Below are 19,857 nucleotides of genomic sequence, written 5' to 3'. Positions count from 1 at the left end.
TTCTGCCTGCAAAATTTTTGAATGCATGTGACAAATATTAGCGTTTCACAAGCCACAATGCACTCCCTACACTCTGCGGCATCGTACCTGTACTCCAAAAATGAGAACGTTATGTCACAACCTGGGAAAGGATTTTTAGTCTGGCTGGCCGGCCTGAGCGTGCTGGGCTTTCTGGCCACCGATATGTACCTGCCGGCATTTGCCGCCATGCAGCAGGATCTCGACACCTCCGCCGCATCCATTAGCGCCAGCCTGAGCCTGTTCCTCGCCGGCTTCGCGCTGGGCCAGCTCTTCTGGGGGCCGCTGTCAGACCGCTACGGGCGTAAACCGGTGCTGCTGAGCGGCCTGGCGATTTTCGCGGTCGGCTGCCTGGGAATGCTGTGGGTGCAGAACGCCACGCTGATGCTGGCGCTGCGTTTTCTGCAGGCGATTGGCGTCTGCGCCGCGGCGGTTACCTGGCAGGCGATGGTGACCGATTACTATCCCGCCCAGCGCACCAACCGCATCTTCGCCACTATTATGCCGCTGGTAGGACTGTCCCCTGCGCTGGCCCCGCTGCTGGGCAGCTGGCTGCTGGTGCACTTCGAGTGGCAAGCCATCTTCGCCACCTTGTTTGCCATCACTCTGCTGCTGATGCTGCCTGCCCTGCGCCTGAAGGCCGCCGCTAAGTCGGCCACAGTGGCTGAAAAGAAAATCACTTTTCTGGCGCTGCTGCGCTCCCGGGAATACAGCGGCAACGTCCTGATCTACGCCGCCTGTTCCGCCAGCTTCTTCGCCTGGCTTACCGGTTCGCCGTTTATCCTTCATGAGATGGGCTACGGCCCGACCGCCATCGGCCTGAGCTATATCCCGCAGACCATCGCTTTTCTGGTGGGCGGCTATGGCTGTCGCGCGCTGCTGCAAAAATGGTCCGGGCAACAAATGCTCCCGTGGCTGCTGGTGGTCTTCGCCGTCAGCGTCGCCGCCACCTGGCTGGTGGGTCTGCAAACGCATGCCTCGCTGGTGGCGTTAATGATCCCGTTCTGCCTGATGGCGGTGGTCAACGGCGGGATCTACCCCATCGTGGTCGCTCAGGCGCTGAAGCCTTTCCCGCAGGCAACCGGCCGCGCGGCGGCGCTGCAGAACACCCTCCAGCTTGGCCTGTGCTTCCTGACCAGCCTGCTAGTCTCCACGCTGATCGCCACACCGCTGCTGACCACCACCAGCGTGATGCTGGTCTCTATTTTGTTAGCCGGAGTGGGTTATCGCCTGCAGCAGACGCCAGCGCTGGCGGCCCACTCTTCCCACGCCTGACGCCCGTCGCCAGAGCCCGGACCAGTGGTTAGCACGCTAAGATATTTTTATTGAAAGCCAGTACTTAGCGTCCTATACTGAATCCGGGTTCACATAAATAAAAAATATTTAACAGATTAACGGATGCAGGATGCCTCCGTTTCACCATGGAAGGCCTTTCGGCAAGGGTTATCTCCCTTCCTCTGTTCTACGTCGGATAGCGACTTCACGGATTATCCGTGAGATTTCTCACAAAGCCAAAAAAGCGTCTACGCTGTTTTAAGGTTCTGATCACTTGGGCGTGATGGAGAAGCTATGAGTTCATCGTGTATAGAAGAAGTAAGTGTACCAAATGATGACTGGTACCGGATTGCAGCTGAATTGTTGGGCCGTGCGGGAATTGAAATCAATGGCTCCGCGCCGTCAGACCTGCGGATTAAAAACCCTCTTTTTTTTAAACGCGTATTGCAGGAGGGGTCGCTGGGTTTAGGCGAAAGCTATATGGACGGCTGGTGGGACTGCGAGCGTCTGGATATATTCTTCCATAAAGTGCTCCGCGCCGGGCTGGAAAAACAACTCCCTCACCATTTCAAAGACACACTCCGCATCGCAGGCGCTCGCCTGTTTAACCTGCAAAGTAAAAAACGCGCCTGGATCGTCGGCAAAGAGCACTATGACCTCGGCAACGATCTTTTCAGCCGGATGCTTGATCCCTACATGCAATATTCCTGCGGGTACTGGAAAGAGGCGCAGACCCTCGAAGCCGCGCAGCAGGATAAGCTGGATCTCATCTGCCGTAAGCTGGAGCTCGAACCAGGCATGCGAGTGCTGGATATCGGCTGCGGCTGGGGCGGTCTTGCCGAATATATGGCGCGGAATTACCAGGTGAGCGTTGTCGGCGTGACCATCTCCGCCGAACAGCAAAAGATGGCCCAGGCGCGCTGCGATGGCCTTGACGTGGATATTCGTCTTCAGGATTATCGCGATCTGCACGACAGCTTCGACCGCATCGTCTCCGTCGGCATGTTCGAACACGTGGGTCCCAAAAATTACGCCACCTACTTTGAGGTCGCCGATCGTAATTTGAAACCCAACGGCCGCTTCTTACTGCACACCATCGGTTCCAAAGTCACCGACCATAACGTTGACCCGTGGATCAATAAATATATCTTCCCTAACGGCTGCCTGCCGTCGGTACGGCAGATCGCCGATGCCAGCGAGAAGCACTTTGTGATGGAAGACTGGCACAACTTCGGCGCCGATTATGACACCACCCTGATGGCCTGGTATGAGCGTTTCCTCGCCAGCTGGCCGGAAATTGCCGATAACTATTCTGAGCGTTTCAAACGCATGTTCAGTTATTACCTGAACGCCTGCGCCGGCGCCTTCCGCGCCCGCGACATTCAGCTCTGGCAGGTGGTGTTCTCGCGCGGGATTGAACACGGACTGCGCGTCGCCCGTTAAAAAACACCCCCCGCTCACCGGCGGGGGATTTTTTGTCAGGCTTCACTGACCTTAGCCGCGACCTCTTTCGCCGCCAGCACGCGTTCAACCGTATCGACAACCGCCTGGGTTTGCGGGTCGATCTCGATATTGACGCGGTCGCCCAGCTTCTTCGCCCCCAGCGTGGTCCGCTGCAGCGTCTCCGGAATAAGATGCACGCAGAATCGGGTTGCCGTCACCTCGCCTACCGTCAGGCTGATGCCATCGATACCGATGAATCCTTTATAAAGGATATATTTCATCAGCGTCGGATCCTGTACTTTAAACCAGATCTGACGGTTATTTTCGGAAGTGAGGATCTTCACGATTTCCGCCGTGGTCATAATATGGCCGGACATCAAATGCCCGCCGATTTCATCACTGAATTTCGCCGCCCGTTCGACATTGACTTCATCCCCGACCTGAATATCGCCGAGGTTGGTAATCCGCAGCGTCTCTTTCATCAGATCGAAGCTGATGCGCGCGCCGTTGATGTCGGTCACCGTCAGGCAGCAGCCGTTGTTGGCTACCGATGCCCCGGTTTCGAGCCCCTCCAGCATATGCGCCGGCAGCTCCACCACGTGGGTGCGAAAATTGGGTTTATCATCAATGGAGACCACTTTCGCGGTTCCCTGAACAATACCAGTAAACATGTTTGGCTCCTGTTGAAAATCATGACGGTATCATTACCGTTTTCGCTATCGGGAACAATAACAGGAGGGCTGAGCGGTTGCCAGCGCGCTTCGTGCCTCGACTCTTTTTTCACTGGCTTAATGGCTAATCCTCGCTACAATAGACTGGAATTTCCTCATTTTTATCCCCTTGCTGCCAGTTACGGCGGCTTTTTTAGTCTCAAAAAAACAACAATACAAAGGTGTTCACGTGCAGAAGTATTTCATTGAAGCGCGTCAGTTATTAGCTCTGGCTATACCCGTCATTCTTGCGCAAGTGGCGCAGACGGCGATGGGTTTTGTCGATACCGTGATGGCGGGCGGCTACAGCGCCACCGATATGGCCGCGGTGGCCATCGGGACCTCCATCTGGCTACCGGCCATTCTCTTCGGCCACGGGCTGCTGCTGGCGCTGACCCCGGTAGTGGCGCAGCTCAATGGCTCCGGGCGGCGGGAGCGTATCGCGCCGCAGGTGCGTCAGGGCTTCTGGCTGGCGGGGCTGGTCTCGGTGTTGATCATGATCGTGCTGTGGAATGCCGGGTATATCATCAGCTCCATGCACAACATCGATCCGCTGCTGGCGGAGAAGGCGGTTGGCTATCTGCGCGCGCTGCTGTGGGGGGCGCCGGGCTATCTGTTCTTCCAGGTTGCCCGTAATCAGTGTGAAGGGCTGGCGAAAACCAAGCCCGGGATGGTCATGGGCTTTATCGGTTTACTGGTCAACATTCCGGTGAACTACATCTTTATCTATGGCCATTTTGGCATGCCGGAGCTGGGCGGCGTCGGCTGCGGCGTGGCGACGGCCTCCGTTTATTGGGTGATGTTCGCCAGCATGCTGTGGTGGGTGCGCCGGGCGCGTTCGATGCGCGATATCCGCTGCGCCGAGGGCTTCAGCGGCCCCGATTTCGCCGTTCTGCTGCGGTTGGTGCAGCTGGGGCTGCCCATCGCCCTGGCGCTGTTCTTCGAAGTGACCCTGTTTGCCGTCGTCGCGCTGCTGGTCTCTCCGCTCGGGATCATTGACGTCGCCGGCCACCAGATTGCGCTGAACTTCAGTTCGCTGATGTTCGTTCTGCCGCTGTCACTGGCGGCCGCGGTCACCATTCGCGTCGGCTTCCGCCTCGGCCAGGGCTCAACGATCGATGCCCAGGTTTCCGCCCGCACCGGCGTGGGCGTGGGCGTCTGTCTGGCGGTGTTTACCGCTATCTTTACCGTGCTGATGCGTAAGCAGATTGCCCTGCTGTATAACGATAACCCTGAGGTGGTGATGCTGGCCTCGCATCTGATGCTGCTGGCGGCGATCTACCAGATCTCCGACTCCATTCAGGTGATCGGCAGCGGTATCCTGCGTGGCTATAAAGATACGCGGTCTATCTTTTTTATCACCTTTACCGCGTACTGGGTGCTGGGTTTGCCCAGCGGCTACCTGCTGGCGCTGACCGACGTGATTGTCCCTCGCATGGGGCCCGCCGGCTTCTGGTGCGGATTTATCATCGGCCTGACCTCCGCCGCCATTATGATGATGCTGCGGATGCGTTTTCTGCAGCGCCAGCCCTCCAGCACTATCTTACAGCGCGCCGCGCGCTAATCCTGCCAAAGCCCGCCACCCCGGCGGGCTTTTTCTTTCTTCAGTTTTGTTCCGGCGTTGTACATTCCGTTACTCCCCGACACCAAAGACTCACTGATGAGCGCCCCGGAGATGCATATAGTGTGGCCAACAGCCCCGCAGTGGGGTTACTCAGGAAACCAATTCGAGGATTTCAGCATGAAAAAAGTATTAGCTCTGGTTGTTGCCGCTGCTATGGGTCTGTCATCTGTTGCTTTCGCCGCCGATGCCGCGACCACCACCCCGGCTGCCGCAGCCAGCCACACCACCGTTCATCACAAGAAACACCATAAAGCGGCGGCGAAACCGGCAGCCGAACAGAAAGCCCAGGCAGCGAAGAAACACCATAAAGCCGCAGCGAAACCGGCAGTAGCGCAGAAAGCCCAGGCGGCGAAGAAGCACCATAAAGCCGCAGCGAAACCGGCAGTAGCGCAGAAAGCCCAGGCGGCGAAGAAGCACCACAAAGCGGCGCACCACGCAGCCAAACCGGCGGTACAACCGGCGGCATAACGGTCAGAGCGTTAAGGTGATAACCGGCGCTGAATAGCGCCGGTTTTTTTTCAGGAGGACATCATGCTGCAACGCTATCGCTTCGAATTGCTGTTGGTTCTGCTCATCGTCTGCGCGCTGTTTACCCTTCGCTTGATGTTTAAATAGCGGGCTGCTGAACCCATTTACGCGCCGGCGGCGTATAGTCGCGAAAACCGGCGATAATCTCCTCTGCCGAGGCAGCAAACGGCAGCATCTCCGCGTAGCGCGGGTGCATAAACCCTTCCCGCACCATGTTATTGACCATCGCCTGCAGCGGATCGTAATACCCTTTAATATTCAGAAATGCGCACGGCTTTTCATGGATGCCCAGCTGCGCCCAGGTCCACTGTTCGAAAATCTCTTCCAGCGTCCCCGCTCCGCCCGGCAGAGCAATAAAGCCGTCGGCCAGCGCCGCCATTTTGGTTTTCCGTTCGTGCATATCCTCAACCACATGCAGCTCCGTCAACCCGCGATGGGCAATTTCCCGTTCCACCAGGCCGCGCGGCATCACGCCAATCACCACGCCCCCGGCCTCAAGCGCCGCATCGGCAACCGCCCCCATCAAGCCAACTTTGCCGCCGCCATAGACAACAGCCAGGCCCTGCTGCGCCAGCGTGTGGCCAACCCGTCGGGCAGTGTCGAGATACAGCGGATGTTCGCCAGCTGAAGAACCGCAGAAAATACCTATCGATTTCATCTTCGTTATTACTCCTCTCTTCTGGTGGGCGATAATTTAACACAACGCCAACCTTTGTGCGCAGGTTGAGACCCGCGGAGAAAAGAGAGGCGAGGCGCCTGCTGGCGAAGAAATATCCTTGTGGTTCAGTAAAATATCGCCGGAATGGGTAAAAGATCCGCAATCGCAAGCAATGTACAAGAAAAGTGACGTTTACCTCTTGCCACATCCCCTGCCTGCCGCTAATATGCGTCCCCGTTGTCACCACAACATTGCGTTCGTAGCTCAGTTGGTTAGAGCACCACCTTGACATGGTGGGGGTCGTTGGTTCGAGTCCAATTAAACGCACCATAATGCGTCTGTAGCTCAGTTGGTTAGAGCACCACCTTGACATGGTGGGGGTCGATGGTTCGAGTCCATTCAGACGCACCAATTTTGTTTCTTATCATTCCCTCTCAACATTACCCTGCAGCATCTTGACTGGAAAACGCACGCCTTCTGCGCTTCCCGCCTGAACGTTATTGAACCCTGCCAACGACAAAGCTAAAGCCGATTATTCGCGACTCCGACTGGCCTGCGCCATCGCCATCGCCATCGCCATCGCCATCGCCAGGGCATCTTCCCCTGCCGGCAGCCGCGAAGGGGCATCAGGATCGTTCACCATTCGCCAGACGGCCTGAGCCACATCGACAGCCCGCGTCACGCTGGCGTTTTCCTGGATGCTGTCGAGGATCTGCTGGCCGAGCGCCGCATAGCTCTCCGGGAGCTGGCCCATCGTTCGACGTGCGTTTTCCCCGAAGCGGGTCTGGGGATCGCGTCCCGGCAGGATCACCCCGACGCGAATATTGAAGGGCCGCAGCTCCAGCGCCAGGGACGCCGTGAAGGCGTTCACCGCCGCCTTACTCGCGGTATAGACCGCCAGCAGGGGCATCGGCTGTAGGGTGACCGCCGAGGTGATATTCACGATCGTCCCGCTACGGCGCGCTCTGAACCGGGGAAGTACCGCCTGGGTCATGGCGATAGTCCCAAGAGTATTGGTGGCAAACAGGTTCGCTATCGCCTCGTGCGACGCCCCCTCCAGGGCGTTGAGCATCCCCACTCCGGCGTTATTGACCAGAACGTCAATCTCTCCGGCCTCGGCAATCGCCTCGGCGATACTCTGCGCTGAGGTGACGTCAAGGCGCACCAGCCGCAGACGGTCGCTGGCTGGCAACAGATCCTCTCGCAGAACCCGCATCGTGGCGATAACCTTCCAGCCCTGTTCAAGAAAATAACGCGCCGTCTCCAGGCCAAAACCCGATGAACAGCCGGTGATCATAATCGTTTGCATCTCTCTGTCTCCGATTGGCTTCTTCCTTTTCATCATAGACAGCCCGCTCCGGACGATATAGGGTCAATAATCCATCATTCTTTAGCAGGAGTCCGGAAATGAGCGACCCGCTGGCGGAAATCATTGCGATGCTAAATCTCAGAGCGGTGCTGACCAAAACCATTGAGGGGGCGGGAGAATGGCGCGTCATTCGCTCGGACCAGGGCATGTCGTTCTATGGCGTGGTGCTGGAAGGAGGCTGTCGGCTGGAAATAGACCAGCATCCGCCGCAGACCCTGCGCGCCGGAGATTTTATGCTGATCCCGGCGGCGTACCGCTTCGCGCTTACCAGCCTGACCCCACCGCCTTCACCGGCGCTGGAGACCACTCCGGTGAAACTGGCGGAGGAATACATTCGCCTGGGAGCCCTCGACCAGCCGGCGGAGATGCTGGCGCTGATTGGCCACTGCGCTGCCGATTCGGATAACGCCAGCCTGCTGACCTCGCTGCTGCCCGCCCTGGTGGTGATTCGCGACCAGCCGCGGCTGGCCACCTTTGTCGGACTGCTGAAAGAGGAAGCCCAGGCGGATCGCGCAGGTAAATCTTTCGTTCTGGCGCGGATGGTTGAGCTGCTGTTTATCGAGGCCATCCGCTCCTGCGAAACACTCGCCACCCCAGGCCTGGTGCGCGGCCTGAGCGACCCGCGGATCGCCCAGGCAATCCGTCTGCTGCATGAGGCTCCCGCCAGACGCTGGACCGTCAACGCCCTGGCCGCCGACTGCGCGCTGTCTCGCTCGACGTTGTTTGAACGCTTTACCGGCCTGACCGGAATGACCCCGATGGGCTATCTGTTGAGCTGGCGCATGACCCTGGCGATGCGGTGGCTGGGAGAGTCGGGCATCAGCATGGCGGATATCGCCGAGCGCCTCGGCTATGGCTCGGCCAGCGCGTTCAGCGTGGCTTTTACCCGCTATGCCGGGACATCGCCGGGCAAATATGCCCGCCTGCGGGCGGCGCAGCGTACGCCCGGGCCCGCCTTAAGCTAACCTGCCGCAATCGTCGTCTGCAGCCAGCGCTCAAACGCCTGCAGCGCAGGCTCCCCCTCGCCGCCGCCGGGTTTGATCAGGCAGAAGCGCTTGGCCAGCGTCGGGGAGCCCGGCCACGGGGCGAGCAGCGTCCCGTTACGCAGCTCGCTCTCCACATACATCTTCGGCACCAGGGCCACGCCCTGCTGGCTGAGTACCGCAGCGATCGCCATCTCATGCAGATCATAGCGCGGCCCCTGCGCCGGGTTATCCAGCGCCAGACCACACTCCCGGGCATAGTGCAGCCAGGCATCCGGATTTTGCCGCCGATGAATGCGCGGCAGCCGGTTCAGCAGCCCCGGGAGATCGTTATCCGTCAGCAGCGCAGCATGACAGACCGGCAGCAGATACTCCGCAAACAAAAACGTCACATCCATTCCGGTCCACGCCGGGTGATCAAAATGGATAGCCGCATCAAATCCGCTGCCCGGCAGAATGAAGGGGTCGCTGCGAGCGGCGATATTGACCACGATATGCGGATGCTGCGCTGTGAACTGCCCGAGGCGGGGGATGAGCCAGCGGCTGGCGAAGGTGGGGAGCACGGCGATCTCCAGACTGCGGCCATCGGCCGGCATCCCGCTGACGTCGAGGGTTTCCCGCTCCAGCCTGCTGAGGATCTCGCGGACCTGTCTGGCATAGCGGGCGCCGGCCGGATTGAGCCGTACCCGGCTCCCGATTCTGTCGAATAGTTTGCTGTCGAGGAGCGCTTCCAGACGGGCGATCTGCCGGCTGATGGCCCCTTCCGTTAACGCGAGCTCCGCCGCCGCGCGGGCAAAGTTGCCGTGGCGGGCGGCGGCCTCAAAGGCCAGTAGCGCAGCGCTGCTGGGTATTTTACGACGCATAGCCAATGCTCCTTGTGCGGGCTGACTGAAAATCAGTGACAGAATATCACTGAGCCTTGAATAAACATCGTTTTTCAGCGCCATTTTCGCCAGATAGGATGAAGTAAATTCACTGAAGCGCCTTATGCGCTGAATCATCTGTCTCTCGAGGTCACTATGCTCTATGTCGTCGAATGCGCCTACACCGACCCGCAAAGCGAAGCGGCGTGGAATACCTTTTACAATCTGGAAAAATTACCGGCGCTGGTCTCGGTGCCCGGTTTTCATGCCTCGCAGCGCTTCTGCGCGCTCAGCGAGGGCTGCCCTCGCTACCTGGCGCTACACGATATCCGCGATGCCGCCGTCATCGACAGCGACGCCTATCGCCGCAACGGCGGCGGTCATTTTGCCCGCTGGCAATCGGCGATCGCCGACTGGCATCGCCACCTCTATCTCACAACTAACGCGCTGCGGGAGGTTGCTCCGGACGAGGTGCTGCTGCTGAGCGATACCGTGGAAGCCCTGCCCGTCGCTGCGCCGGTCGTCCTGCAGCCCGGCGGTCTGGCCACCCGGCATACCCGCTATGCCGCCATCGTCCCGCGTGACGACCTGCATCCCCACGCCGCCACGGCCGCCGTCTTTGTCTATCAGCCCATTACCGCCCGGTTGCGTCACCCGGCGGAGCAAGCGTGAGGTCAACATGACACCAGCTCCCTTTTATTCCCTGACAGCAGGCGACCTGACGATAAGCGCCATCAGTGATGGCCAGATGACGGCGCCGCTGACGTTACTGGCGGGGATTGCCCCTGAAGAGGCGGCGCGTCTGCAGCGCCAGGCCGGGTTAATCTCGCCGGAGATCATTGAGATCGGCGCTTACCTGATCCGCGGACGCGGGCACACGGTGCTGGTGGATACCGGCACCGGCGGGGCCAACGGCGTCGGCGGCGCGCTTATCGCCAATCTGGCGCTGCTCGGCGTTCGCCCTGAGGACATTGACACCATCCTCCTCACCCACGCGCACCCGGACCATATCGGCGGCCTGCTGACCGCGGCCGGTACACCGGCTTATCCCAACGCCAGGGTGTTCCTGCCCTCGCGGGAAAGCGCTTACTGGCTGGCGCCGTCGACACTGGACAACGCCAGCGAGCGTGGACAACGCAACGTGCTGCTCGTCCGGCGCGTAATGGCGATCTGCGCGACGCAAATTCGTGCTATCGATGAAAATGAGCGGATCGCCGGGATCCGACCATGTCCCCTGCCCGGCCATACGCCGGGGCATACCGGATATCGCCTCGAGGCGGGCGGAACGTCGCTGCTGATCTGGGGGGATATCGTCCACTTTCCCTCGATCCAGAGCGCCCGGCCAGAGGCATCGGTGGCCTTTGACGTCGATCCTGACCAGGCGCGGCGTACACGGGAAAGTCTCCTGCGCCAGGCCGCCAGCGAGCGGTGGCTCGTCGCCGGTATGCATCTTGGCCTGCCGGGATTCGCCAGCGTGGAGAATACCGCCTCAGGCTACTGCCTGCGCCCGGTGTGACCTTCACGCAGAACACCGATCACAGCAAAACCCCGGTCGTGGCATTAACGCGACCGGGGCGTGGTGTCTGGGGAAGTGGATTAGCCGTTAACCGCGGCGCTTCCAGCCTTTTTTACTTTTGCAGCTGGCGGTGGTGGCGACCCAGGGGTGACGCAGCTGGGTCAACTGAAGATCCTGAGAGGCCGGGCTGGCGGCCCAGCGTTTGTTGCACAGAGGCTTACGAGTTGCAATGACCATAAAAACGCTCCTGAAAAGTAATGAACAGTTCCCTGGGTAATTCCATAAGTTCAGAATCAGCTTATCATCACTTAAACGTTGTTATTTCAATCTTTGTTTTGCTATGTAAATGGTGATTGCCACCTGAAAGGCATAAAATTGATCTAGATCAAGGTAAATGCAATTTTTTGTTTCCACCACCTATATTTTCAACCGTTTAACTTCGCACACCTCTTGATTAAGACTTTTCCTATACCACATAATCCAACAGAAGCGAGCGATTTTATCAGATTTTTATTCTAGTTATGTATGCGAATGTGGTTAATTGTTTTGATTATTCTAGCTCATAAAATTCACTTGGTCAGACCGCCGCAGGCGGGTACTCTGCACCGGCAATACGGGGATTTGTCAGGGAGTGGTGGATGACTACAGGCTATAAACTACTTGGCTATAAGTTAGCGGATAATATTTTCTACTGCCTGCATCATCGGGAAATTATCGCGTTACGTGGGACGCGAACGCAAGTTCAGCTGCGCAGCACCATGGCGTGTTTACTGGAGTATTTGCTGGCACATGGCAGAGAACGTCTGGTCAGTGATGAAGAGTTAATGATTAACGTCTGGGAGAAAAATAATCTCCGTCCGTCCGCGCAGCGATTATGGCAGGTCATTCAGACCTTAAAATCTCGCTTAAACCAGGCGGGGGTCGAAAGCGTGTTAATTATCCGCGTTAAGTGCGCAGGGTATTATATTAATCCTGCTTGCGTAGCCGAAATTTATTCCTTCAAACCGCCGGGCATGATGAATTATATAAACACCTCGCCTGCTGATATGAATAAACTTCTGGTTCGCAGCTAATCTCCTTCCCGCGCCGTTTAGATCGCTTGTAACAGGGTTTATTCTTTGAATATTTTAATTCACAGCAATAATATTTATTTTAATATCGGCCTCGCCCAGTGTTTCAGAGATATTCAGGAAACCTTGCCCGGTCTGAACATTATTCATTCACTGCCGCTCAGCCATCTGCCCGATCCGGCCGGGCTGGATGTGATTATTTTAGCGCTGGAAAACTATCACGATTATCAGGCCGCTGCTGAATTAGCCCAGCGCTATCCCGGCCTGGTGGTCGGATTTACCTCCGCCAACAACGTCAAACGCGGACGCGCCTTTTACGCGGATACCCTCCTGTGGGTCAGCCAGCGGGAAAGCGTCCAGGAGATCCGCCGCCTTCTGCTCCGTCTGGCAGATCGCAGCCGCCCTTTCGCGCCGCGCCATCAGCGTCAGAGTCGCTCCTCCCGGCTGCGAGCCCCACTCAATGACCTGGAGATGCAGATGATCCGTGGCGTGGTCGGCGGACAGTCGACTAATCAGATGGCAGACACGCTGGGCGTCAATCGCAAGCGGGTTTACAACGGACTGGAGCGGATCAAAAGTAATTTTCGCCTCGTCAGCCATACCCATTTTCATCATTTTATGACCGCGGAGGCCACGTTTAACCGCCTCTGCGCCGATCTGAGTTGCTATAGAACAGGGGTACGGCCAGCCCGGCAACGACGTGCTGCATCGCGACCGGCCGAAACTCATTCATATTATTTGAATGAGTTTCGCAAATTGTTTTGATTTTAACCGCCAGGCTTTGCGCGTATTCTTTATCACATCAGGGCGACAAGCCCTATATCAGACACCAGATTAAGGAATATGACCATGAAATCCATCAAAACTTTCGTTGCTGTTGCTGCACTGTCGCTGTTCTCTTCCGTCAGCTTCGCCCAGAGCGTCAGCGCCACCGCTTCCACCCTGGACCGTGCGGAAGCCAAAATCGCCGCCCAGGCCACTGAGCAGGGTGCGTCCTATAAAATCACCAGCGCCCAGTTTAATAATCGCGTCCATATGACGGCTGAGCTGAGCAAATAATCTCTTCCCTCTTTCGCGATTAAAAAAGCGCCGTCAAAAACGGCGCTTTTTTTTCGCCTCTTTCTCCGGACAGTGATTTCCTGACCGACGCGCTATGGCGTTCAGCCGATGACGGGCCAATACTTAGCGCATCCCCCGGATAAAGAGAGCCCCATGATGAAAGCCTGGATCGTCAACAAACCCGGTTCGCTGGATAATCTGCAGCTTGTCGATCTTGCCGACCCCGGCGCGCCGGCGGCAGGCGAGATCCGCGTAGCGCTACACGCCACCTCCCTGAACTATCACGATTTGCTGGTAGCGACGGGGGTGATTCCCACTGCCGATCGGCGGATCCTGATGGCGGACGGCGCGGGGGTGGTCGAAGCGGTTGGCGCAGGGGTCAGCGAGTTTCAGCCAGGCGACCGGGTGGTCGCTGGCTTTTTCCCGCAGTGGCTGGATGGCCGTCCGGGCCCGCAGGTGAAGGACTTCAGCCAGACGCCGGGCGACGGCGCCGAGGGGTTCGCCTGCCAGTATGTGGTCAGACCGGCCAGTCATTTTACCCATGCGCCTGACGGATGGCGCTTCAGGGAGGCGGCGACGATCACCACCTCCGGCCTCACCGCCTGGCGCGCGCTGGTGGTGGAGGGGCGGCTAAAAGCGGGCGATACGGTGCTGACGCTCGGCACCGGCGGCGTGTCGATAACCGCCCTGCAGCTGGCGAAAAGCATGGGCGCGCAGGTCATCGTCACCTCCTCATCCGATGAAAAGCTCGCCCGCGCGCGCGCCCTGGGGGCTGACCATCTCATCAATTACCGCACCACCCCGGCCTGGGGCGCTACGGTGCAGGACATCACCGGTCATCGCGGGGCCGATATTATCCTGGAGCTCGGCGGACCGGGCACCCTGGGCCAGTCGTTCGAGGCCGTCAGTGTTGGCGGACACATCGCGCTGATCGGCGTCCTGACTGGCTTCGAAGGTCATGTGCCCACCCATCTGCTGATGAGTAAACAGGCCCGACTGCAGGGGCTGGTGGTGGGTCATCGCCGGCAACAACAGGACTACGTCAACGCGCTGAACCTGCAGGCGTCGCGGCCGGTTATCGATAAAGTGTTTGATTTTGCGGCCTTACCAGACGCCTTCCGCTATCTGCAAAGCGGCGCCCATTTCGGCAAAATTTGCGTTGAGTGGTAGTGGTGAGGAGATGAGATGAACAGGGCCTCCATGCCCTGGGAACGGCTTTATTCGAAAAAGACGTCCGGATTTTCCGACAGCGAAACAAAGGATTTGGTGTTTTTATCCAGCGCCTGAATCTCGCCGCTTTCAATGTCATAGAACCAGCCGTGCAGGCGCAGGGTCTGGTCGCGCAGACCGACCGCCACCGACGGATGGGTTTTGATGTTGTTCAGCTGAGCGATGACGTTTTCCTGCACCATGCCGTTGACCTTATCGGTTTCGCTGGCCCAGGTTTTCTTTTCCACCACCGCTTTCGCAGCATCAGCGTAGCGCAGCCAGTGAGACACCGCCGGCATCGGCTCCAGGCACTGGCAGGTGGCGATCGCTTTCATCGCCCCGCAGTTAGAGTGGCCGCAGATCACGATATCCGTCACGCCCAGCGCAACCACAGCATACTCAATGGTCGCAGATACACCGCCCGGCTCCGGCCCGAAAGACGGCACGATATTCCCGGCATTACGAATAACAAAGAGCTGTCCCGGCTCCTGCTGGGTAACCAGTTCGGGCACCAGACGGCTGTCAGAACAGGAGATGAAAAGCGCTTTGGGATTCTGGCTGGAGGCCAGGCTGCGGAAGAGCTCTTTACGCTGGGGGAAGATCTCTTTCTGGAAGTTGAGGAAGCCCTCAATGATATGTTGCATAGCAGTGTCTCTTCTCTGTAGTTATTACGGTATGACAAAGATCACAGTTATTCAGTTTACCATCGCTGACAGGAATGGGAATCGTTATTCAAACAGTTGCGCAGAAAACGCGCGCCGCGGCTGCCCGTTCAGCCTCGCCTTTTCCACTGGGTTTTCACGTGCTTTCCTGAGCCAGTTTGTTACTCTGTTTGCTCGTACCGTCCCCACGTTGCCGACCGCCTGCCGGCGGCGGACATACCAGGAGTTGCTATGTTCTTATCCAGCCTGATGGCCCTTGCCGCGGTGCTGATCATGGGGGTGATCAGTCCCGGCCCGAGCTTTATTTTTGTCGCGCGCAATGCGGTCGCCCGCTCGCGTCTGCACGGTCTGGTGACCGCCCTGGGTACCGGCGCCGGCGCCGCCATTTTTTCTATTATGGCGATGCTGGGCCTGCAGAAGGTGCTCACCGCGGTGCCGGAGCTGTTTATTGGCTTGAAAGTAGCGGGCGGGCTCTACCTGCTATGGTTGGGCTATAAGATTTTCCGCGGTTCGGCGCAGACGATGGATTTTTCCGCCAGCGGCATGGACGGCAACCGTTCGTTGCTGAAGACTTTCCGCGACGGGCTGTATACTCAGTTGAGCAATCCCAAAACCGCGCTGGTGTTTGCCTCGATTTTTACCGCCGTGCTGCCGGCGCAGATCCCCACCGCCTTCTATTACATCGTGCCGCTGATGAGTTTCCTGATTGACGTCAGCTGGTATTCGCTGGTGGCGCTGGTGCTCTCCGCTGATCGTCCGCGTCGGGTCTACCTGCGGCTGAAGCGGCGAATTGATATCACCACCGCGACGGTGCTGGGGGCGCTGGGACTGCGGCTTATCGCCACCTCCCTCACCCGCTAGCGGCTACACGGTATGGATGCGAATATCGTGTTGCTGAAAGGCAACGCGATATTCGCGACTGATGTTCTCCTCCACCACCAGCACATCGATATCGCTGCTCGTGGCCACCACGAATCGCGCCACCGCCGGAATTTTATCCGAGGTCAGGCCGATGATAATTTCGCTGCACTGCTTAATCACCGCTTTCTTAAACTCGCAGTCGGCATAGTCAAAGCCGGTCAGGCCCGACTCTGGCGCCATGGCGCAGCCGCCGATAAACCCCTGGTCGAATAACATTCCCTGCACCTGAGCCACCGCCGCGGCCCCAACGCAGCCCCCGCTCGCCCGCTGCACCTGGCCGCCGAGCATCACCACCTCGTAGAGCGGCTTTTTCACCAGTACCGCGGCGATCTCCGGAGAGTTCGTTACCACCGTCAGCGCCAGCTCGGCGGGCAGCGCCTCGGCCATCGCCAGATTGGTGGTGCCGGTATCAATGAAAAGGATGCCGCCGGGTTTCACCAGCCGGGCGCACTGCTGCGCGATCCTGAGTTTTGTTGCTCGGTTTTTATCTTTCCGTTCACTGTAATCTCCCGCTTCCGGCAGGCTCAACACCGCCCCGCCGTAGACTTTTTTACAGACGCCTTCGCGGCTAAGCTCATGCAGATCGCGGCGGATGGTGTGCTCAGACACCTGAAGACGCGCCGCCAGCTCCGCACACACCACCCTGCCGTTTTCCTGCAGGATCTGGCAAATCAGCGCTTGTCGTTGTTGAGGAAAAGCAGCATAATCGAGCAAAGAAACTCCTTAAATCATCATAAACGAGCAACAGCAAGCATGATCGTCTGCCCTGCCGTGATTGTCAATGTTCCTGCCCGGAGGTTTACCATGAAAATTGCCCATTTCGCCCTGTGGACCCAACGGCTTGAGGCTCAGGCCCGCTTCTGGGTCGAGTTCTTTGCCGCCAGCATCAATGAAAAATACCTCAGCCAGACCAATCCCGGCTTTGCCTCCTATTTTGTCACCATCGACGACGAGGTGGTGATCGAGCTGATGACCAAGCCTGGCCTGCAGCAGGCCAGCGCCGATAATAACCATACCGGCTGGGCGCACCTGGCCCTCTCGGTGGGCGGCGCAGACCAGGTCGATGCCCTTGCCCAGCGCGCCGGCGCGGCGGGAATACTGGTTTCACCGCCGCGCACCACCGGCGACGGCTATTATGAGGCGGTGATCGCCGATCCCGATGGCAACCTGATTGAAATCGTCGCATAGTCAGCAGACCGCCAGCCATAAGGAGGCATCCATGGCACATTACCGGATCATCGACACCGCGGCCTGGCCCCGCCGGGACCATTTCACCTTTTACCGACAATTTGCCAACCCCAGCTTTAATCTCTGCGTTCCGATAGAGGCGCAGCGCCTGTACGAATGTGCAAAGGACCGTCGGGTCTCGTTTTTTCAGCTCGCGCTCTATGCCCTGCTGCGCGCGGCCAACGGGGTCCCGCAGCTCCGACAGCGCATGCGCAATGGCGAGGTGATTGAATATGACAGTCTGGCGGTCATGACGCCGGTGATGACCGTCGAGGAGGGCTTCCGCCAGGTATGGTGCGACAACGCTCCCGAGTTCACCACCTTCAGCGCCGCGGCAACGCCAAAGATCGTCGCGGCAAGAGAGACATCGCCTGCGCCGCTCATCGTCGATGGCGAACATTTTATCTGCGCCAGCTGTCTGCCGTGGCTCCACTTCACCTCGATGACCCATGCGGAATACGCGGTGGGCGCCGCGGTTCCGGCGCTCACATGGGGGAAACTGCAAGACGGCGTGATCCCGGTGGCCGGGCGATTTAACCATGCCTTCGTCGACGGTCTCCACGCCAGCCGCTTTTATGCCCTCATCGAAGAGGGGTTTCGCGACCCCGAGCGGCTCTGGCAGCCGCTAGCCGCAACCGCCCCCTCACTGCTTCCCCCTGCGGCGAAGGAGCGTTAACGTCTGCCCGGAACCGACCGTCACGGTGCCTTACGCCGTACACGGCGGTCGGTACGGGTTCACTTTCATCGTTCTCGCCCAGCCGGCGAATACCGCGCAGGTGTGACGCCTGTTCAGAACCTCGCGATGGAAAGGCTGGGTCGCGGACAGCATGTTGCCTCCCTCATCGCACAGCGGAAACCACTGCTTCATAGCCATAGAATGGGATTATATTGCCGATCCTTTGCTAAGGATAATTGGTTATAAATCATAGCGTTTCAGTGTTAGACAGGGCGAAGTGCGCCTCTTATCTTTCGTCATGAATTGTAAATCACCACGCAATCACTTGATGAGGTAGCACTTTTGTCCAGATTACAACAAGGATTAAAAACCAGAAAAACCCGCTTTGCCCTGGCGCTAAAAGTGGCCCTGCTCGGCGGCGTGGTAGCATTTTCTTCTGCCATCTTTGCTGAGGGTCTCCTGAAAGAAGGTATCACCCCGGCCGCCGACGCCAGTCAGATCCCGGCCAGCGCTAAGCTGCGCAAGGACACGGTAGTGGCCGGGATCTCCGAGCCGCAGGGGATCTTCAACCCCTACTTTTTCGTCAACGGCTGGGATGAGAACGTCACTAACGTCATTTTTTCACGCCTGATCGACTGGGACAGCCAGGGCAAGCTGGTCCCGGGGCTGGCGGAGAGCTGGACGGTCAGCCCGGACAATAAAGTCTATACCATCAAATTGCGCCCTGGCCTGACCTTCAGCGACGGTTCACCGCTGACGGCGGAAGATGTCGCCTTTACCCTGACGGTCCTGCTCGACCCCAAATATGATGGCGATACCGACATCACTCTGGCCAATATCGCCGGCGGCGCAGAATACAAAGCCGGCAAGGCTGACCGCGTCAGCGGCCTGAAGGTCATCGACCCGCTCACCCTGCAGGTAACCACCACCCAGCCAGGCGCCACCACGCTGGCCAAAATTGGCGGGCCGGTGTTGTCGAAAGCCTGGTACGGCAAAGGATATCAGCGGGGAAATCTCGACTATCTGCGCTCACTGCACGGCAAGCCGCTGGGCAACGGCCCTTACGTGTACGATACCTATATTCCCGGTCAGGAAATTCGCTTCCATGCCAATAGCCACTTTTACCGTGGGACGCCGCCAACGCCGCGCTTTATCTATCGCGTAACCAATCCGTCGACCAACTTCCAGCTGTTCCAGACCGGGGAGACCGACTACGACGCCTTTACCTCTCGTCCTGACGATATCGAACAGCTGAAGATGCTCGGCTTCGCCAACATTAACCTTTACGGCTCCAGCGACTACAGCCAGGTGGAATTCAACGTTCATCGCCCGGCGCTGCAGGATAAGCGGGTGCGCCAGGCGCTGATTTACGGCCTGGACCGGCAAAAGCTGATCGACGTGGTCTATCAGGGATACGGCAAAGTCGCCATCGAGCCGATCGCCCCTATCTCCTGGGCCTTTAACGCAGAAGGCGTCAATCCTTACCCTTACGATCCGGCGCAGGCGAAAAAGCTGCTGGATGAGGCCGGCTGGAAAGCTGGCGCCGACGGTATCCGCGTCAAAGATGGCCAGCGCCTGGAGCTGACCCTGCTGGTGAGCAAGAAGGTGCTCAACGATGCGTTGATCCCCATCGCCAAAGAGAACTGGCGGCAGATCGGCGTGCAGCTTAAGCCGCAGGTGGTGGATTTCAACGCCCTGATGGCGCAGCGCAAAGCCGGAAATTACGATCTGGCCTCGTTCAGCACCAGCACCCTCAACGACCCGCATGATGGGGTATGGGATTTTTACAGCAGCGAAGCGAAAGCGTCCGGCTACCACAACGCGGAGGTCGATAAGCTGATTAACGCCGGCAACGCGGTGCTCGACATCGAACAGCGCAAGCCGATCTATCACCAGCTGTACAAAGTGCTGGCCGACGATCCACCGGTGATCCTGCTCGGCTATCGCAACATTCTTTCCGCCAGCAGCGCCCGCGTCACCGGCTTTAAACCGGATATCTACAACGGCCTGACCGGCAGCCTGCCGGATGTGAAAATCGTCAAGTAA

General features: G+C 58.4%; 22 protein-coding genes and 2 tRNA genes. 17 read left to right on the top strand and 7 right to left on the bottom strand.

The features are described 5' to 3' along the window. The first annotated feature begins 111 nt into the window (after positions 1-111). Positions 112-1,293 (top strand): purine nucleoside transporter PunC, encoded by a 1,182-nt coding sequence (gene punC, locus ABLX76_RS07455; RefSeq protein WP_065881515.1) that lies wholly within the window; start codon positions 112-114, stop codon positions 1,291-1,293. A gap of 294 nt (positions 1,294-1,587) precedes the next feature. Continuing rightward, the gene (gene cfa, locus ABLX76_RS07450) at positions 1,588-2,736 is read left to right on the top strand and encodes a cyclopropane fatty acyl phospholipid synthase (protein ID WP_023289946.1); all 1,149 of its coding nucleotides are present in this window, start codon (positions 1,588-1,590) and stop codon (positions 2,734-2,736) included. Between the two features lie 35 nt (positions 2,737-2,771). Here the strand turns inward: cfa and ABLX76_RS07445 are convergent, their stop codons facing one another. After that, positions 2,772-3,407, bottom strand: coding sequence for a riboflavin synthase (locus tag ABLX76_RS07445; RefSeq protein WP_023289947.1), 636 nt, complete (start codon positions 3,405-3,407; stop codon positions 2,772-2,774). 229 nt (positions 3,408-3,636) lie between these two features. Here ABLX76_RS07445 and mdtK point away from each other — a divergent pair, with 229 nt between their 5' ends. Together mdtK and asr are read left to right on the top strand one after the other, a co-directional pair. Next, entirely contained in the window at positions 3,637-5,010 is a 1,374-nt protein-coding gene (gene mdtK, locus ABLX76_RS07440) for an MdtK family multidrug efflux MATE transporter (RefSeq protein ID WP_072420061.1), read from the top strand. Positions 5,011-5,187: 177 nt separating this feature from the next. Then, entirely contained in the window at positions 5,188-5,538 is a 351-nt protein-coding gene (asr, locus tag ABLX76_RS07435; RefSeq protein ID WP_085551040.1) for an acid resistance repetitive basic protein Asr, read from the top strand. 139 nt (positions 5,539-5,677) lie between these two features. On the opposite strand, the gene ABLX76_RS07430 is transcribed toward asr, so the two are convergent. Next, positions 5,678-6,256 carry a TIGR00730 family Rossman fold protein gene (locus tag ABLX76_RS07430; RefSeq protein ID WP_049013570.1) on the bottom strand — a complete coding sequence of 193 codons (579 nt, stop codon included), beginning with the start codon at positions 6,254-6,256 and terminating at the stop codon, positions 5,678-5,680. Between the two features lie 253 nt (positions 6,257-6,509). Between ABLX76_RS07430 and ABLX76_RS07425 the strand changes: the two genes are divergently transcribed. Together ABLX76_RS07425 and ABLX76_RS07420 are read left to right on the top strand one after the other, a co-directional pair. After that, a tRNA-Val gene (locus ABLX76_RS07425) sits at positions 6,510-6,586 on the top strand. 4 nt (positions 6,587-6,590) lie between these two features. Further along, a tRNA-Val gene (locus tag ABLX76_RS07420) sits at positions 6,591-6,667 on the top strand. Between the two features lie 121 nt (positions 6,668-6,788). On the opposite strand, the gene ABLX76_RS07415 is transcribed toward ABLX76_RS07420, so the two are convergent. Further along, a complete protein-coding gene (locus ABLX76_RS07415; RefSeq protein WP_348874350.1) occupies positions 6,789-7,565 on the bottom strand; it encodes an SDR family oxidoreductase in 777 nt (258 codons plus the stop codon). A 98-nt stretch (positions 7,566-7,663) separates the two neighbouring features. Between ABLX76_RS07415 and ABLX76_RS07410 the strand changes: the two genes are divergently transcribed. Further along, positions 7,664-8,590 carry an AraC family transcriptional regulator gene (locus ABLX76_RS07410; protein WP_147734173.1) on the top strand — a complete coding sequence of 309 codons (927 nt, stop codon included), beginning with the start codon at positions 7,664-7,666 and terminating at the stop codon, positions 8,588-8,590. On the opposite strand, the gene ABLX76_RS07405 is transcribed toward ABLX76_RS07410, so the two are convergent. Next, complete coding sequence (locus ABLX76_RS07405) at positions 8,587-9,471, bottom strand: LysR substrate-binding domain-containing protein (RefSeq protein ID WP_049014274.1); 885 nt, start codon at positions 9,469-9,471, stop codon at positions 8,587-8,589. The genes ABLX76_RS07410 and ABLX76_RS07405 overlap by 4 nt on opposite strands. A gap of 156 nt (positions 9,472-9,627) precedes the next feature. On the opposite strand from ABLX76_RS07405, the gene ABLX76_RS07400 reads away from it, so the two are divergent. Further along, positions 9,628-10,143 carry a hypothetical protein gene (locus tag ABLX76_RS07400; protein ID WP_060589463.1) on the top strand — a complete coding sequence of 172 codons (516 nt, stop codon included), beginning with the start codon at positions 9,628-9,630 and terminating at the stop codon, positions 10,141-10,143. Positions 10,144-10,150: 7 nt separating this feature from the next. Further along, positions 10,151-10,987, top strand: a complete 837-nt coding sequence (locus tag ABLX76_RS07395; RefSeq protein ID WP_110238317.1) for an MBL fold metallo-hydrolase — start codon at positions 10,151-10,153, stop codon at positions 10,985-10,987. A gap of 87 nt (positions 10,988-11,074) precedes the next feature. On the opposite strand, the gene ABLX76_RS07390 is transcribed toward ABLX76_RS07395, so the two are convergent. Further along, a complete protein-coding gene (locus ABLX76_RS07390; protein ID WP_023289961.1) occupies positions 11,075-11,224 on the bottom strand; it encodes a hypothetical protein in 150 nt (49 codons plus the stop codon). A gap of 401 nt (positions 11,225-11,625) precedes the next feature. Between ABLX76_RS07390 and ABLX76_RS07385 the strand changes: the two genes are divergently transcribed. The 4 genes from ABLX76_RS07385 (at position 11,626) to ABLX76_RS07370 (ending at position 14,286) form a co-directional block, all read left to right on the top strand. Then, positions 11,626-12,060, top strand: a complete 435-nt coding sequence (locus ABLX76_RS07385; RefSeq protein WP_023289962.1) for a winged helix-turn-helix domain-containing protein — start codon at positions 11,626-11,628, stop codon at positions 12,058-12,060. Positions 12,061-12,105: 45 nt separating this feature from the next. Then, on the top strand, positions 12,106-12,822 hold the full coding sequence (locus ABLX76_RS07380; RefSeq protein ID WP_348874346.1) for a hypothetical protein: 717 nt from the start codon (positions 12,106-12,108) through the stop codon (positions 12,820-12,822). 84 nt (positions 12,823-12,906) lie between these two features. Further along, the gene (locus ABLX76_RS07375) at positions 12,907-13,116 is read left to right on the top strand and encodes a DUF1471 domain-containing protein (RefSeq protein ID WP_348874344.1); all 210 of its coding nucleotides are present in this window, start codon (positions 12,907-12,909) and stop codon (positions 13,114-13,116) included. A 153-nt stretch (positions 13,117-13,269) separates the two neighbouring features. Continuing rightward, positions 13,270-14,286, top strand: coding sequence for an NAD(P)-dependent alcohol dehydrogenase (locus tag ABLX76_RS07370; protein ID WP_197734558.1), 1,017 nt, complete (start codon positions 13,270-13,272; stop codon positions 14,284-14,286). Positions 14,287-14,333: 47 nt separating this feature from the next. Here the strand turns inward: ABLX76_RS07370 and ABLX76_RS07365 are convergent, their stop codons facing one another. Further along, complete coding sequence (locus ABLX76_RS07365) at positions 14,334-14,969, bottom strand: carbonic anhydrase (protein WP_023289965.1); 636 nt, start codon at positions 14,967-14,969, stop codon at positions 14,334-14,336. Positions 14,970-15,218: 249 nt separating this feature from the next. Between ABLX76_RS07365 and ABLX76_RS07360 the strand changes: the two genes are divergently transcribed. After that, positions 15,219-15,848: a LysE family transporter gene (locus ABLX76_RS07360; protein WP_348874341.1), complete on the top strand. Its 630-nt coding sequence runs from the start codon at positions 15,219-15,221 to the stop codon at positions 15,846-15,848. Positions 15,849-15,851: 3 nt separating this feature from the next. On the opposite strand, the gene ABLX76_RS07355 is transcribed toward ABLX76_RS07360, so the two are convergent. Continuing rightward, positions 15,852-16,622 (bottom strand): DeoR/GlpR family DNA-binding transcription regulator, encoded by a 771-nt coding sequence (locus tag ABLX76_RS07355; RefSeq protein ID WP_023289967.1) that lies wholly within the window; start codon positions 16,620-16,622, stop codon positions 15,852-15,854. Positions 16,623-16,712: 90 nt separating this feature from the next. Here ABLX76_RS07355 and ABLX76_RS07350 point away from each other — a divergent pair, with 90 nt between their 5' ends. The 3 genes from ABLX76_RS07350 (at position 16,713) to ABLX76_RS07340 (ending at position 19,857) form a co-directional block, all read left to right on the top strand. Beyond that, positions 16,713-17,096, top strand: a complete 384-nt coding sequence (locus ABLX76_RS07350) for a VOC family protein (RefSeq protein ID WP_023289968.1) — start codon at positions 16,713-16,715, stop codon at positions 17,094-17,096. Positions 17,097-17,127: 31 nt separating this feature from the next. Beyond that, complete coding sequence (locus ABLX76_RS07345; protein WP_104467126.1) at positions 17,128-17,811, top strand: CatA-like O-acetyltransferase, family 1; 684 nt, start codon at positions 17,128-17,130, stop codon at positions 17,809-17,811. 342 nt (positions 17,812-18,153) lie between these two features. Then, the gene (locus ABLX76_RS07340; protein ID WP_348874337.1) at positions 18,154-19,857 is read left to right on the top strand and encodes an ABC transporter substrate-binding protein; all 1,704 of its coding nucleotides are present in this window, start codon (positions 18,154-18,156) and stop codon (positions 19,855-19,857) included.

This window comes from Klebsiella sp. JB_Kp004, from assembly GCF_040065795.1.
Taxonomy (GTDB): domain Bacteria; phylum Pseudomonadota; class Gammaproteobacteria; order Enterobacterales; family Enterobacteriaceae; genus Klebsiella; species Klebsiella quasipneumoniae.
This window is presented reverse-complemented; position numbering and strand designations above follow the sequence as displayed.